Source organism: Aquabacterium sp. J223, assembly GCF_024666615.1.
Taxonomy (GTDB): Bacteria; Pseudomonadota; Gammaproteobacteria; order Burkholderiales; family Burkholderiaceae_C; genus J223.
Genome location: NZ_CP088297.1, coordinates 815,376 through 829,055, shown reverse-complemented (window position 1 = coordinate 829,055; position 13,680 = coordinate 815,376). Strand labels below are relative to the sequence as shown.

The window sequence follows — 13,680 nt, the reverse complement described above, 5'->3', positions numbered from 1 at the left end:
ACGCCATGAACATCTCCCGCGTGCGCGCCCTGCGCGGCCCCAACCGCTGGAGCCGCCACACCGCCATCGAGGCCACCGTCCACTGCGAGGCGGCCGAATGCGCGCTGGCCACCCAGCCCGGCCTGGAGGCCCGTGTGCGGGAGCGCTTCCCGCAGCTCGGCACCCTGCGCCCCACCGGCCGCGACCCGCAGCTGTCCGTCGCCCATGTGCTGGAGGCGGCCGCGCTGTCGCTGCAGGCGCAGGCCGGCTGCCCGGTGACCTTCAGCGCCACCGTGCCCACCGCCGAGGCGGGCACCTACCACGTGGTCGTCGAGTACAGCGAGGAATGCGTCGGCAGCCTCGCCTTCGAGCTGGCCGAGCAGCTGCTCAACGCCGCCAGCGCCCAGGCGCCGTTCGACCACGAGGCCGCGGTGGCGCGGCTGCGCGAGCTGGACGAGGACGAGCGCCTCGGCCCGAGCACCGGCTCGATCGTCAACGCCGCGCTCGCCCGCCACATCCCCTTCACCCGCCTGACCAGCGGCAGCCTGGTGCAGTTCGGCTGGGGCGTGAAGCAGCGCCGCATCTGGGCCGCCGAGGTCGATTCGACCAGCGCGGTGTCCGAGTCGATCGCCCAGGACAAGGACCTGACCAAGCGCCTGTTGCACGCGGCCGGTGTGCCGGTGCCGATGGGCCGCCCGGTGGCCACGCCCGACGAGGCCTGGACCGTGGCGCAGCAGATCGGCCTGCCGGTGGTGTGCAAGCCGCAGGACGGCAACCAGGGCAAGGGCGTGACGGTGAACATCACCAGCCGCGACGCGCTGGACGCCGCCTTCGCCAGCGCGGCCGAATTCGGCAGCGTGATGGTCGAGAAGTTCCTGCCCGGCGACGACTTCCGGCTGCTGGTGGTGGGCGACCAGTTGGTGGCCGCCGCGCGCCGCGACCCGCCGCAGGTCTGCGGCGACGGCCGCCACACCGTGCGCGAGCTGGTCGACCTCGTCAACGCCGACCCGCGGCGCGGCGAGGGCCACGCCACCTCGCTGACCAAGATCCGCTTCGACGACATCGCCGTCGGCCGGCTGGCGCTGCAGGGCCTGACGCCCGAGTCGGTGCCGGAGAAGGGCCAGCGCGTCGTCCTGCGCAACAACGCCAACCTGTCCACCGGCGGCACCGCCACCGACGTCACCGACGACGTGCACCCCGAGGTGGCCGCCCGCGCCATCGCCGCGGCGCAGATGGTCGGCCTGGACATCTGTGGCGTCGACGTGGTGTGCGAGACGGTGACCAAGCCGCTGGAGGCGCAGTCCGGCGGCGTGGTCGAGGTCAACGCCGCGCCCGGCCTGCGCATGCACCTGGCGCCGTCCTACGGCAAGGGCCGGGCGGTGGGCGAGGCCATGGTCGACCACCTGTACCGGCGCGGCGACGACGGCCGCATCCCGCTGGTCGCCGTCACCGGCACCAACGGCAAGACGACGACGGTGCGGCTGATCGCCCACCTGTTCGCCGCCGCCGGCAAGACCGTGGGCATGACCAACACCGACGGCGTCTACGTCGGTGGCCGGCAGATCGACTCCGGCGACTGCTCCGGCCCGAAGAGCGCCAAGAGCGTGCTGGCGCACCCGATGGTCGACGCCGCCGTGCTGGAGACCGCCCGCGGCGGCCTGCTGCGCGAAGGCCTGGGCTTCGACCGCTGCGCGGTGGCCGTGGTCACCAACATCGGCGAGGGCGACCACCTGGGCCTCAACCACCTGCACACCGCCGAGGACGTGGCCGGCGTCAAGCAGGTCATCGTGCAGAACGTGGCGGCCGACGGCTACGCGGTGCTCAACGCCGCCGACCCGCTGGTGGCGGCGATGGCGGCCCAGTGCCCGGGCAGGGTCATCTTCTTCGCCGCCGACCGCAAGCTGCCGCTGATGGCCGCGCAGATGGCGCAGGGCCTGCGCACCGTGCACCTGGACGGCGACGCCATCGTCGCGGTCGAGGGTGCCTGGCGCGAGCGGCTGCCGCTGGCCGACATCCCGATCACCCGCAGGGGCACGGTGGGCTTCCAGGTGCAGAACGTGATGGCGGCGGTTGCCGCGGCCTGGGCCGTCGGCCTGGACTGGGACACCGTGCGCCGCGGCCTGGCCACCTTCGTCAACGATGCGGACAACGCGCCGGGCCGCTTCAACGTCATGGACTACCGCGGTGCCACCGTGATCGCCGACTACGGCCACAACCCGGACGCGATGCGCGCCCTGGTGGCCGCGGTGGAAAGCCTGCCGGCGACCCGCCGCTCGGTGGTGATCAGCGGCGCCGGCGACCGTCGCGACGAGGACATCCGCGCGCAGACGGCCATCCTCGGCCGCGCCTTCGACGAGGTGGTGCTGTACGAGGACGCCTGCCAGCGCGGCCGCGCCGACGGCGAGGTGGTCGGCCTGCTGCGCGAGGGCCTGCGCGACGCGCCGCGCACCCGCCACGTCGACGAGGTGCGCGGCGAGTTCAAGGCGGTGGACCTGGCGCTGTCGCGCCTGCAGCCCGGCGAGCTGTGCCTGGTGCTGGTCGACCAGGTCGACGCGGCGCTGGCACACCTGGCCCAACGCTGCGCCGAAGCGAACGCCGCGGTCGCCGCCTGAGCGTCGTGACCCCGACCAGCGGCCCGCCTCGTGCGGGCCGCGGCGCTTTCAGGCCTGCTTGAGCAGCGCCAGCCCCTTCAGGTACTCGCCTTCGGGGAACACCAGCGTGGTGGGGTGGTCGCAGGCGCCCTCCAGGCGGGCCAGGATGGCGGCGTCGACCTCGGCGTCGATGCCGGCGCCAGCGACGATCTTGTGGAACAGGTCGGCGCCGATGCCGCCGGAACACGAGAAGGTGAGCAGCAGCCCGCCCGGCTCGAGCAGTTTCAGCGCCAGGCGGTTGATGTCCTTGTAGGCGCGCGCCGCGCGCTCGGCGTGGTGGGCGGTGGGCGCGAACTTCGGCGGGTCGAGCACGATGGCGTCGAAGCGCCGGCCGGCCTTCAGCGCGTCGCGCAGGAAGGTGTTGACGTCCGCGTCGGCCACCTCCGAGCGCGACGGCTCGAAGCCGTTGAGCGCCACATGCGCCTGCACCCGCTGCAGCGCCGGCGCCGACGAATCGACGCTGGTCACCTGCGCGGCGCCGCCCTGCAGCGCGGCGATGGCGAAGCCGCCGGTGTAGCTGTAGCAGTTGAGCACTTGCCGGCAGCCGAAGTGCCGCACCCACTCGGCGAAGCGGCGGCGGTTGTCGCGCTGGTCGAGGTAGTAGCCGGTCTTGTGGCCGTGCGCCACGTCCACCGTCAGCCGCCAGCCGTGTTCGTGCATCGTGAGCTCGGTCGGCCCGTCGCCACGCAGCCAGCCGCTGGCCGCCGGCAGGCCCTCCAGCGTGCGCACGTTGGCGTCGGAGCGTTCGTACAGCCGGGCGCTGCCGCTGAGCTTGAGCAGCGCGTCCGCGATCACCGCCTTCCAGCGTTCGGTGCCGGCGGACAGGAACTGCGCGCTCAGGGTGTCGGCATAACGGTCGACGATCAGGCCCGGCAGGCCGTCGGCCTCGCCGTGCACCAGCCGCACGCCGTCGCTGTCGATGGGCAGCCGCTGCCGCAGCGCCAGCGCGGCGGCCAGCCGGCGCTCGAAGAAGGCGGCGTCGATGCGCTCGCCTTCGTCGAAGCTCCACGCCCGCACGCGGATCTGCGAGCTGGGGCTGAACGCGCCCCAGGCGAGGAAGGCACCGTCGTGGGCCTCCACCCGCACCGTCTCGCCGGCGTCGCCGCCGCCCTTCTGGATGCTGCCCTGGAAGACCCAGGGATGGCGGCGCTGCAGCGAGCGCTCCTTGCCCTCGCGAAGCCGGATCGATTTCATCCGGCCATTGTCATCGTCGGCTACTTCTTCTTCGCCCGCGGGTGCGCCGCGTCGTACACCTGCGCCAGGTGCTGGAAGTCGAGCCGGGTGTAGACCTGCGTGGTGCGGATGCTGGCGTGGCCCAGCAGCTCCTGCACCGCGCGCAGGTCGCCGCTGGACTGCAGCAGGTGCGAGGCGAAGCTGTGGCGCAGCATGTGCGGGTGCACCGGCACCGGCAGTCCGGCCTGCTGGCCGATGGCGCGCAGCCGGGTGCGCACCTGGCTGGTCGACAACCGGGTGCCGTGCCGGGTGACGAACAGCGCCGGTTCGTCCGGCCGGGCCAGCTCGCCGCGGCAGGCCAGCCAGGCCCGCACCGCCGCCAGCGCCGGCGGCCCCAGCGGCACGCTGCGCCGCTTGCGGCCCTTGCCCAGCACGTGGGCGGTGGCGTCGTCGAGGTCGATCCAGCCGGCACCGGCCCGGTCGTTGGGCCGCAGGTCGAGCCCGACCAGCTCCGCCACCCGCAGGCCACCGCCGTAGAGCAGCTCGACCAGGCAACCGTCGCGCGCCGACAGCGCCGGGTGCAGCGCGTCGGGCACCTGCTCGGCCAGCGCCACCGCCTGGTCCACCGACAGCGCCTTGGGCAGCGGCCGGCCGGCCTTCGGCGCGCGCACGCCCTGCACCGGGTTCTGCGCCAGCGCCGGCTCGCCCAGCGTTCGCCCGTGACGGCCCCACCAGGCGTAGAAGCCGCGCCAGGCCGACAGCAGCAGCGCCAGGCTGCGCGGGCCGAGCCCGCCGGCATGGGCCTCGGCCATCCAGCGCCGCACGTGGTGCGGCTGCACGTCGGCCAAGGCGAGGGGCAGCGCCTCGGCCGCCGACTGCAGGCGGGCCAGCGCATCGGCGTAGGCCGTCAGCGTGCGGTCGGCCAGCCGCTTCTCGTGGCGCAGGTGGTCGAGGTAGCGCAGCACGCGCGGCTCGCTGGGCGTGCCGGCCATGGCGCGCTCAGGCCGCGGGCGGTGGCAGAAGCCGCGACAGCCCGGCGGCCGCGATCTCGCCGATGCGCATCAGGAACTCGGTGCCCATGTCGGCGCTGTAGCGCGTGGGGTCGGGCGAGCCCAGCACCAGCAGGCCGACCGCGTCCTCGCTGCTGCCGTGGCGCAGCGGCACCATGGCCAGCGAGGCCACCGTGGCCGCGTCGTCGAGCCAGGTCGCCGCCTCGAAGCCGGCGTTGGGGCCGCAGTAGGGCATGGTGAGGCTGGAGGCGAAGCTCTTGACGTCGTCGCTGGCGCCGACCGCCCAGGCGGCGTCGGCATGCAGGGGCGCCACCCGCCACAGCTTGAGCGCCGCCTGCGGGATGAGGAACTGGTGCTTCAGCTGGCCCACCAGCACCTCCGGCAGTTGCGCCGCGTCGGTGGTCAGCAGCAGCGACCGCGTCCAGCGGTGCAGCCGGTCCGCGATGGCCACGTTCTCCTGGCCGTTGCGGATCATCTCGACGATCTTGAACTCCAGGCCCTTGATCTTGTCGCGCAGCATTTCCATCTGCCGCTCCTGCAGCGAGACGGCCCGCTGCCCATGCGGGCTGGTCAGCTGCACCGAGGCCAGCAGCTCGGCATGGCGCTCGAAGAACCCCGGCGTGTTGGCCAGGTAGTTGGCGATGTCGTGCTCCGTGATGCCTCGCACGTCAGCAGTCATGTTGGCCCTTCGTGTTCACAGCTCGATCTCTCCTTCAAAGACGGTGACGGCCGGCCCGGTCATCAGCACCGGCGAGTGCCCGCCCGCCCATTCGATGCGCACCGCACCGCCGCGGGTCTCGACCTCGACCGCGGCGTCCAGCCAGCCCAGGCGGATGCCCGCCACCACCGCCGCGCAGGCGCCGGTGCCGCAGGCCAGCGTCTCGCCGGCGCCGCGTTCATAGACGCGCAGCTTGACGTGGCCGGGGTCGACCACCTGCAGGAAGCCCGCGTTGACGCGCTTGGCGAAGCGCTCGTGGCCTTCGATCTGCGGGCCTTCCAGCCCCACGGGGGCATGGGCCACGTCCTCGACCCGGCGCACCGCGTGGGGGTTGCCCATGGACAGCACCGCCACCTCGACCGCGTCGCCGTCGGCCAGGGCCAGCGGCCACAGCTCGAAGCCGTTGACGGTGCGCGGCGTGAGGCCGGACGCATCGAACGGCAGGTCGGCATGGGCGAAGCGGGGCGGCCCCATGTCCACCGTCACCCGGCCGTCGTCCTGCAGGTGCAGGTCGAGCCGGGCGTTGACGGTCTCGACCCGCACCCGGCGCTTGTCGGTCAGGCCGTGCTCGTGCACGTAGCGCACGAAGCAGCGCGCGCCGTTGCCGCAGTGCTCCACCTCGTCGCCGTCGATGCCGTTGAAGATGCGGTAGCGGAAGTCCACCCCCGGCGTTTGGCTCGGCTCGACGAACAGGATCTGGTCGGCGCCGACGCCGAAGCGGCGGTCGGCCAGGCGGCGCAACTGCTCGTTCGACAGCGACAGCGGACCGCGGGTGGCGTCGAGCACGACGAAGTCGTTGCCCGCGCCGTGCATCTTGGTGAAGCGCAGCTTCATGGTCCGCGGATTATCCGCCCGGGACCTCGTACAACGACGGCTGGCCTGGCGGCCGCGTCTTGAAGCGCTTGTGCACCCACAGGTACTGCGCCGGGTTGGCGCGCACCTCGTCCTCGATCCAGCGGTTCATGCGCGCCGCGTCGGCCACCGGGTCGTCGGTGGGGAAGTCGGCCCACGGCTCGCCGAAGCGCACCGTCCAGCCGGCGCCCTGCGGGTGCTCGGCCCCGCGCATGCGCACCACCACCGGCTGCACCGCCATGCCCAGCGCGCGGGCCATGCGCGAGGGCGCCAGCAGGGTGGCCGCCGGCACGCCGAAGAAGGGCACGAAGGCGGCGTCGCGCTCGCCGAAGTCCATGTCCGGCAGGTTGAGGAAGAGGTGGCCGTCGCGGATGGCGCGCATCAGCGGCCGCGCGGTCTCCCGGCGCGAGAACAGGATGCCGCCGTTGAAGCGCAGCCGGCCGCGGCGGATCGCCTCGTCGAAGACCTCGTTGCTCTGGGTCTGGTACATCGAGACCACCGGGCGGCGCTGGCCCAGCTGGCTGGCGGTGCCGGCCGCCTCCAGCCCGACGAAGTGCGGCACCAGCCACATCACCGGCTGCTGCGGATGGCGCTCGGCGAAGCCGATGTCGCCTTCGATGACCAGGTGGCGCTGCAGCCGCCCGGCACTGGCGAACCACAGCAGGCCGCGTTCGAGCAGGCTGCGCGCCAGCCATCGGAAATGGGCGCGGGCGATGGCCTCGCGCTCGGCCTCGGGCAGGTCCGGCAGGCAGAGCTGCAGGTTGCGCAGCGCCACCCGCCGCCGGGCGCCGGCCAGGCGGTAGAGCAGGCGGCCGACCCCGCGGGCCAGCGCGTCCTGCAGGCCGAACGGCAGCCAGTGCAGGCACCACAGCCCCACGATCACCACCTGCGCGGGCCAGCGGCGCAGTGCCCTCGCCACTGTCGACGTCATGCCACCGACCCGAAGATGCCGGGCAGGCCCCGCGGGTGCTTGTAGCGGTCGTAGCCCCAGAGGTACTGGCCCGGGCATTGCGCAATCACCCGCTCCATCTCGCGGTTGATGGCGCTGGCCGCGGCCAGTTCGTCGTCGGCGACCCGGTCCAGCGGTTCCGCCGGCGCCGACACGTGCAGCACGTGGCCGCGGCCACGCGGCAGCCGCTCGCACCACATCAGCACCACCGCGGCGCCGGTCTGCCGCACCAGGCGGTGCGCCAGCGTCATGGTGTAGGCCGGGTGGCCGAAGAAGGGCGCCCAGACGCCCAGGCCCTCGGGCGGCACCTGGTCGGGCAGCAGGCCGACGGTCTCGCCGGCGCGCAGGGCCTTCAGCATCTGCCGCACCCCTGCCAGCGACGCCGGTGCGGCCTTCATGCCCGGCCGCTCGCGGCCCCGGCGCTGCAGGTCGCGCAGCCAGTCCTGCCGCGCCGGTCGGTACAGCACCGTGGCCGGCGCCAGGTGGCCGAAGCGCTCGGCATAGGCCTGGGCACAGACCTCGAAGGACCCCATGTGCGGCGTCAGCACCAGCAGGCCGCGGCCGGCCGCCAGGCCCTGCTCGATCAGCGCCTCGCCATGCCAGCGGCAGCCGCCGGCCAGGCGCGCGTCGTCGTGCGGGCGCAGCCACAGCCAGGGCAGTTCGGCCAGCATGCGGCCGGCTTCGGAAATCGCCTGTCGGCGCTGCGCCGGCGTGACGCCGCCGCGGCGGGCGTTCTCGGCGAGCAGGCGGCGGTAGCCGGGCGAGGCCCACCACGCGCACCAGCCGAGGAAACCGCCGAGGGCGTGCAGGAACGGCAGCCGGCGGCGGGCCAGCCAGCGGGCGATGGACAACTGCGGCAACGGGCTTCCTATAATCTGCGGCAGTCGCCGAGTTAACTGAACAACTTGCGGGGCGACTCGAGCGGCCGGTGTGACAACCGGTCCCAAGGCGTGCAGCGATGCGGGCCTTGCAAGTACCGCTAAAGCGTTCGCCGCTTCCCGGGCAGTGCAGTCGCCTCCGGGGCCTCGGCGACGCGAGGCTCCCTCAACTGCAACCCAGGAGTTTAAGGAAGTGGCGAACGACTATCTCTTCACCTCGGAGTCGGTCTCCGAAGGCCATCCCGACAAGGTCGCCGACCAGATCTCGGACGCGATCCTCGACGCGATCTTCCAGCAGGACCCGCGCAGCCGCGTCGCCGCCGAGACGCTGACCAACACCGGCCTGGTCGTGCTGGCGGGCGAGATCACGACCAACGCGCACGTCGACTACATCCAGGTCGCGCGCGACACGATCAAGCGCATCGGCTACGACAACACCGAGTACGGCATCGACTACAAGGGCTGCGCGGTGCTGGTGGCCTACGACAAGCAGTCGAACGACATCGCGCAGGGCGTGGACCACGCCAGCGACGACCACCTGAACACCGGGGCCGGCGACCAGGGCCTGATGTTCGGCTACGCCTGCGACGAGACGCCCGAGCTGATGCCGGCGCCGATCTACTACGCGCACCGGCTGGTCGAGCGCCAGGCGCAGCTGCGCAAGGACGGCCGCCTGCCCTTCCTGCGGCCGGACGCGAAGAGCCAGGTGACGATGCGCTACGTCGACGGCAAGCCGCACTCGATCGACACCGTGGTGCTGTCCACCCAGCACAGCCCCGACCAGAGCGAGACCGCGACCAAGCTCAAGCCCAGCTTCTACGAGGCGGTGATCGAGGAGATCATCAAGCCGGTGCTGCCCAAGGAATGGCTGAAGGAGACGAAGTACCTGGTCAACCCGACCGGCCGCTTCGTCATCGGCGGCCCGCAGGGCGACTGCGGCCTGACCGGCCGCAAGATCATCGTCGACACCTACGGCGGCGCCTGCCCGCACGGCGGCGGCGCGTTCTCCGGCAAGGACCCGAGCAAGGTGGACCGCTCGGCCGCCTACGCCGCGCGCTACGTGGCCAAGAACGTGGTCAAGGCCGGCCTCGCCCGGCAGTGCCAGGTGCAGGTCGCCTACGCCATCGGCGTCGCCCGGCCGATGAACGTCACCGTCTACACCGAGGGCACCGGCGTCATCCCCGACGAGAAGATCGCCGCCCTGGTGCAGGAGCACTTCGACCTGCGGCCCAAGGGCATCATCCAGATGCTCGACCTGCTGCGGCCGATCTACACCAGGACCGCCGCCTACGGCCACTTCGGCCGCGAGGAGCCGGAGTTCTCGTGGGAGAAGACGGACCGGGCCGAGTCGCTGCGCCACGCGGCAGGCCTGAAGTAGCCGCACCGCGCCTGCCATGGACAAGGGCCGCCGCGTGCGGCCCTTTGTCATGGCTCAGACGCCCAGCGCGTCCAGCGCCTCGCCGCTGCGGTGCAGCCACAGCTTCAGCCGCTGGCGGTCGAGCAGGCCGAGGGCGCCCGGCTGCAGCGCGGCCCAGAAGCTGGCACCCTGGCCGTCGACCTTCTGCAGCAGCGCATCGGGCAGCTTGCGCAGGCGGAGGGTGCGGGCCCCGGCGGCCTCGGCACGCGCGAGCAGGCCGCTGTCGGTCAGCTGCTCGAAGCCGTCGCCGCGCACTTCGTTCAGCACCACGACCAGCGGCAGGCCGGCGTTCGGCCCGTCCAGCCAGCGCTGCAGCGGCGGCAGCGAGTCGCGCCCGCTGTCCAGCACGTGCCAGACGGTGATGCCGGCGCCGACCTCGGCCGCCACTTCGGCGACGCCGGCGTCGTGGAACCAGCGGTCGAGCGAGGCCTGCGTCTGTGCGGCCAGGTCGACCACCACGTTCAGGTCCGGGTCGGCCGCGGCGGCCTCCAGCACCCGGTCCAGGCTGTCGTGGCCGTCCAGCGGCGCGGGTTCGGCGTAGTCGGCGTAATAGCGCAGCAGCGAGCCGTGCGAGCGGTCGGTGTCGAAGCAGCGCAGCGGCTTGGCGCGGTCGATCAGGTGCTGGGCCAGCAGGCGGGCGAACAGCGACTTGCCGACGCCGCCTTTCTCGCCGCCGACGAAATGGAGGTGACTCATGGGAGGAGGGCCGGCCGTGGCCGGCCGTGCGGGGGAAGGAGGGAAGGGCGAACCGCCAAGCAAGATTCACGCAGCGGGCGCGCATCATCCCCCAGCGGCGGACCCGGCCATGCCCGCCGCTGCTAGGATGCGCACCCAGTTCCGAGGAGCGTTGCAAGGTCGCCCCCCGACCCCAGGCTCGGAACGCTTGCATGCAACGGCGCTCACCCGCATCGTCTCGTCGTGGGTGAGTGGCGGCCGCCAGGCGGCCTTCGACTGTCTCTCCCTCGGCAGGCGGCGGGTTCCCAGATCCACGGAGCCACCTTCATGAACGCTGTCCTCAAGCCGCTGCACGACACGCAGTACGCCATCGCCGACCTGTCGCTCGCCGACTGGGGCCGCAAGGAATTGACCATCGCCGAGACCGAGATGCCGGCGCTGATGGCCATCCGCAAGGAATACGCCGCCAGCCAGCCGCTGAAGGGCGCGCGCATCACCGGCTCCCTGCACATGACCATCCAGACCGGCGTGCTGGTCGAGACCCTGCAGGCGCTGGGCGCCGAGGTGCGCTGGGCGTCGTGCAACATCTTCTCGACGCAGGACCACGCCGCCGCCGCGCTGGTGGCCGCCGGCACCCCGGTGTTCGCCTACAAGGGCGAATCGCTGAAGGACTACTGGGACTACACCCACCGCATCTTCGAGTTCGGGCCCAAGGGCTCGAAGGCCGAAGGCCCGAACATGATCCTCGACGACGGCGGCGACGCGACGCTGCTGATGCACCTGGGCAAGAAGGCCGAGACCGACCCGTCGGTGATCGCCAACCCGGGCAGCGAGGAAGAGCGCGAGCTGTTTGCCTCCATCAAGGCCAAGCTGGCCGAGGACGGCACCTGGTACAGCCGCAAGAGCGCGCAGATCCTCGGCGTGACCGAGGAGACGACCACCGGCGTGCACCGCCTGAAGGAGATGAGCGCCAAGGGCACGCTGATGTTCCGCGCCATCAACGTCAACGACTCCGTCACCAAGAGCAAGTTCGACAACCTCTACGGCTGCCGCGAGTCGCTGGTCGACGGCATCAAGCGCGCCACCGACGTGATGATCGCCGGCAAGATCGCCGTGGTGGCCGGCTACGGCGACGTGGGCAAGGGCTCGGCGCAGGCGCTGCGCGCGCTGTCCGCCCAGGTCTGGGTGACCGAGATCGACCCCATCAACGCGCTGCAGGCGGCGATGGAAGGCTACCGCGTGGTGACGATGGAGTGGGCCGCCGACAAGGCCGACATCTTCGTGACCACCACCGGCAACAAGGACGTCATCACCCACGACCACATGAAGGCGATGAAGCACAACGCCATCGTGTGCAACATCGGCCACTTCGACAACGAGATCCAGGTCGCCGCGCTGGAGCAGTACCAGTGGGAGGAGATCAAGCCGCAGGTGGACCATGTGATCTTCCCGGACGGCAAGCGCATCATCCTGCTGGCCAAGGGCCGCCTGGTGAACCTGGGCTGCGGCACCGGCCACCCGAGCTACGTGATGAGCAGCTCCTTCGCCAACCAGACGCTGGCGCAGATCGAGCTCTTCACCAAGCCCGACGCCTACCAGGTTGGCGAGGTCTACGTGCTGCCCAAGCTGCTGGACGAGAAGGTCGCGCGGCTGCAGCTGACGACGCTGAACGCGCAGCTCACCGAGCTGACGCCCGAGCAGGCGGCCTACATCGGCGTGAGCCCGCAGGGCCCGTTCAAGCCCGACAGCTACCGGTACTGATCCGGCGATGCGCGCCGACCAGCTGCTGGTGCACAGGGCCCTGGTGCCCACCCGGTCGGCGGCGCAGCGGCTGATCGAGCGTGGCGCCGTGCGGTGGCGGGGCCCCAAGGGCTGGGCCGTCGTCGGCAAGGCCGGGCTGGACGTGCCGGAGGACGGCGAGGTCGAGATCACCGACGACGCGGAGCTGCGCTTCGTGTCGCGCGGCGGGCTCAAGCTCGAAGGGGCGCTGAAGCGCTGCGGCCTCGACGTCGCCGGCTTCACCTGCCTCGACCTCGGGCAGAGCACCGGCGGCTTCACCGACGCGCTGCTGCAGGCCGGCGCGGCGAAGGTGGTCGGCATCGACGTGGGCCACGGCCAGCTGCACCCGAGGCTCGCCGCCGACGCGCGCGTCGAGCCCCACGAAGGCCTGAACGCGCGCGACGTGCGCGGCAGCGGCTTCGCCGCCGCACACGCGGAGCACAGCTTCGACCTCGTCACCGGCGACCTGTCGTTCATCACCTCCACGCACGTGCTGCCGACGATGGTGGCCTACCTGAAGCCGGGCGGCCACCTGCTGCTGCTGGTCAAGCCGCAGTTCGAGCTGCAGCCGGCGCAGATCGGCAAGGGCGGCATCGTGAGGGACCCCGCCCACTTCGCGGAGGTGGAGACCCGCCTCTGGCAGGCCTGCAAGGGCTTAAGCCTCCACGTGCAGCAGTACTTCCGCAGCCCGATCCAGGGCGGCAACGGCAACACCGAGTTCTTCGTGTGGGCGCGCCAGCCCGCGTGAACGGCACCGCATCCATGACCATGACCCCGCTTCCGATCAGCCTGGAGTTCTTCCCGCCCAAGACGCCCGAAGGCGTCATCAAGCTGGCCGGGGTGCGCGAGCAGCTCTACGCGCTGAAGCCGCAGTTCTGCTCGGTGACCTACGGCGCGGGCGGCTCCACGCAGGACGGCACGCTGGCCGCGGTGCGCGCCATCCTCGCCGAGGGCCGCGAGGCGGCGCCGCACTTCTCCTGCATCGGCGCCGAGCGGGCCTCGGTGCGCGCGACGCTGGCGCAGTTCCGGGCCGACGGCATCCGCCGCATCGTCGCCCTGCGCGGCGACCTGCCCTCGGGCTACGGCGGGTTCGGCGAGTTCCGCTACGCCAGCGACCTGGTGGCCTTCATCCGCGCGGAGACCGGCGACCACTTTCACGTGGAAGTCGCGGCCTACCCGGAGATGCACCCCCAGGCGCGCAGCCCGCGCGACGACCTGGCCGCATACCTCGCCAAGGTGAAGGCGGGTGCCAGCTCGTCGATCACGCAGATGTTCTTCAACTCGGACGCCTACTTCCGCTTCGTCGACGAGGCGCACGCGCTGGGCGCCGACATCCCGGTGGTGCCGGGCATCATGCCCATCACCAACGCCAGCAACATCATCCGCTTCGCCGACGCCTGCGGCGCCGAGATCCCGCGCTGGATGCGGCTGCGGCTGCAGGGCTTCGGCGATGACGTGGAGTCGATCAAGGCCTTCGGCCTGGACGTCATCACCGACCTGTGCGACCAGCTGCGCACCGCCGGCGTGCCGGGGCTGCACTTCTACACGATGAACCAGTCCGGTCCGGTGCTGGAGATCTGTCGGCGGCTGGGGTTGTAG

The 13,680-nt window shown here is 72.0% G+C and carries 12 protein-coding genes and 1 riboswitch; of the genes, 5 read left to right on the top strand and 7 right to left on the bottom strand.

Features of this window, described 5'->3' with window-relative positions; all coding sequences use genetic code 11:
• The first annotated feature begins 5 nt into the window (after nucleotides 1-5).
• Nucleotides 6-2,591, top strand: a complete 2,586-nt coding sequence (cphA, locus tag LRS07_RS04010) for a cyanophycin synthetase (RefSeq protein WP_260500721.1) — start codon at nucleotides 6-8, stop codon at nucleotides 2,589-2,591.
• Between the two features lie 48 nt (nucleotides 2,592-2,639).
• Here cphA and LRS07_RS04005 read toward each other — a convergent pair whose 3' ends face one another.
• Genes LRS07_RS04005 through LRS07_RS03980 form a run of 6 tightly spaced genes read right to left on the bottom strand, consistent with a single transcriptional unit; the run spans nucleotide 2,640 to nucleotide 8,192 of the window.
• On the bottom strand, nucleotides 2,640-3,824 hold the full coding sequence (locus tag LRS07_RS04005) for a class I SAM-dependent rRNA methyltransferase (protein ID WP_260500720.1): 1,185 nt from the start codon (nucleotides 3,822-3,824) through the stop codon (nucleotides 2,640-2,642).
• Between the two features lie 20 nt (nucleotides 3,825-3,844).
• Nucleotides 3,845-4,795: a tyrosine recombinase XerC gene (locus LRS07_RS04000; RefSeq protein WP_260500719.1), complete on the bottom strand. Its 951-nt coding sequence runs from the start codon at nucleotides 4,793-4,795 to the stop codon at nucleotides 3,845-3,847.
• A 7-nt stretch (nucleotides 4,796-4,802) separates the two neighbouring features.
• Nucleotides 4,803-5,492: a DUF484 family protein gene (locus LRS07_RS03995; protein WP_260500718.1), complete on the bottom strand. Its 690-nt coding sequence runs from the start codon at nucleotides 5,490-5,492 to the stop codon at nucleotides 4,803-4,805.
• A gap of 15 nt (nucleotides 5,493-5,507) precedes the next feature.
• Nucleotides 5,508-6,365, bottom strand: a complete 858-nt coding sequence (gene dapF, locus LRS07_RS03990; protein WP_260500717.1) for a diaminopimelate epimerase — start codon at nucleotides 6,363-6,365, stop codon at nucleotides 5,508-5,510.
• 10 nt (nucleotides 6,366-6,375) lie between these two features.
• Nucleotides 6,376-7,314: a lysophospholipid acyltransferase family protein gene (locus LRS07_RS03985; RefSeq protein WP_260500716.1), complete on the bottom strand. Its 939-nt coding sequence runs from the start codon at nucleotides 7,312-7,314 to the stop codon at nucleotides 6,376-6,378.
• The gene (locus LRS07_RS03980; protein WP_260500715.1) at nucleotides 7,311-8,192 is read right to left on the bottom strand and encodes a lysophospholipid acyltransferase family protein; all 882 of its coding nucleotides are present in this window, start codon (nucleotides 8,190-8,192) and stop codon (nucleotides 7,311-7,313) included. Before LRS07_RS03980 ends, LRS07_RS03985 begins: the two co-directional genes overlap by 4 nt.
• Before the next feature lie 211 nt (nucleotides 8,193-8,403).
• Between LRS07_RS03980 and metK the strand changes: the two genes are divergently transcribed.
• Nucleotides 8,404-9,588: a methionine adenosyltransferase gene (gene metK / locus LRS07_RS03975; protein WP_260500714.1), complete on the top strand. Its 1,185-nt coding sequence runs from the start codon at nucleotides 8,404-8,406 to the stop codon at nucleotides 9,586-9,588.
• A gap of 54 nt (nucleotides 9,589-9,642) precedes the next feature.
• On the opposite strand, the gene LRS07_RS03970 is transcribed toward metK, so the two are convergent.
• Nucleotides 9,643-10,323 carry a P-loop NTPase family protein gene (locus LRS07_RS03970; RefSeq protein ID WP_260500713.1) on the bottom strand — a complete coding sequence of 227 codons (681 nt, stop codon included), beginning with the start codon at nucleotides 10,321-10,323 and terminating at the stop codon, nucleotides 9,643-9,645.
• A gap of 137 nt (nucleotides 10,324-10,460) precedes the next feature.
• Nucleotides 10,461-10,535: riboswitch (S-adenosyl-L-homocysteine riboswitch) on the top strand.
• Between the two features lie 94 nt (nucleotides 10,536-10,629).
• Between LRS07_RS03970 and ahcY the strand changes: the two genes are divergently transcribed.
• Genes ahcY through metF form a run of 3 tightly spaced genes read left to right on the top strand, consistent with a single transcriptional unit; the run spans nucleotide 10,630 to nucleotide 13,680 of the window.
• On the top strand, nucleotides 10,630-12,063 hold the full coding sequence (gene ahcY, locus LRS07_RS03965; RefSeq protein ID WP_260500712.1) for an adenosylhomocysteinase: 1,434 nt from the start codon (nucleotides 10,630-10,632) through the stop codon (nucleotides 12,061-12,063).
• 7 nt (nucleotides 12,064-12,070) lie between these two features.
• Nucleotides 12,071-12,829, top strand: coding sequence for a TlyA family RNA methyltransferase (locus LRS07_RS03960; RefSeq protein ID WP_260500711.1), 759 nt, complete (start codon nucleotides 12,071-12,073; stop codon nucleotides 12,827-12,829).
• A 14-nt stretch (nucleotides 12,830-12,843) separates the two neighbouring features.
• On the top strand, nucleotides 12,844-13,680 hold the full coding sequence (metF, locus tag LRS07_RS03955; RefSeq protein ID WP_260500710.1) for a methylenetetrahydrofolate reductase [NAD(P)H]: 837 nt from the start codon (nucleotides 12,844-12,846) through the stop codon (nucleotides 13,678-13,680).

Bases quoted from the DNA above. Each gene is read 5' to 3' on its own strand.
- cphA (WP_260500721.1), top strand. From the start codon at position 6: ATGAACATCTCCCGCGTGCGCGCCCTGCGCGGCCCCAACCGCTGGAGC.
- LRS07_RS04005 (WP_260500720.1), bottom strand. From the start codon at position 3,824: ATGAAATCGATCCGGCTTCGCGAGGGCAAGGAGCGCTCGCTGCAGCGC.
- LRS07_RS04000 (WP_260500719.1), bottom strand. From the start codon at position 4,795: ATGGCCGGCACGCCCAGCGAGCCGCGCGTGCTGCGCTACCTCGACCAC.
- LRS07_RS03995 (WP_260500718.1), bottom strand. From the start codon at position 5,492: ATGACTGCTGACGTGCGAGGCATCACGGAGCACGACATCGCCAACTAC.
- dapF (WP_260500717.1), bottom strand. From the start codon at position 6,365: ATGAAGCTGCGCTTCACCAAGATGCACGGCGCGGGCAACGACTTCGTC.
- LRS07_RS03985 (WP_260500716.1), bottom strand. From the start codon at position 7,314: ATGACGTCGACAGTGGCGAGGGCACTGCGCCGCTGGCCCGCGCAGGTG.
- LRS07_RS03970 (WP_260500713.1), bottom strand. From the start codon at position 10,323: ATGAGTCACCTCCATTTCGTCGGCGGCGAGAAAGGCGGCGTCGGCAAG.
- ahcY (WP_260500712.1), top strand. From the start codon at position 10,630: ATGAACGCTGTCCTCAAGCCGCTGCACGACACGCAGTACGCCATCGCC.
- LRS07_RS03960 (WP_260500711.1), top strand. From the start codon at position 12,071: ATGCGCGCCGACCAGCTGCTGGTGCACAGGGCCCTGGTGCCCACCCGG.
- metF (WP_260500710.1), top strand. From the start codon at position 12,844: ATGACCATGACCCCGCTTCCGATCAGCCTGGAGTTCTTCCCGCCCAAG.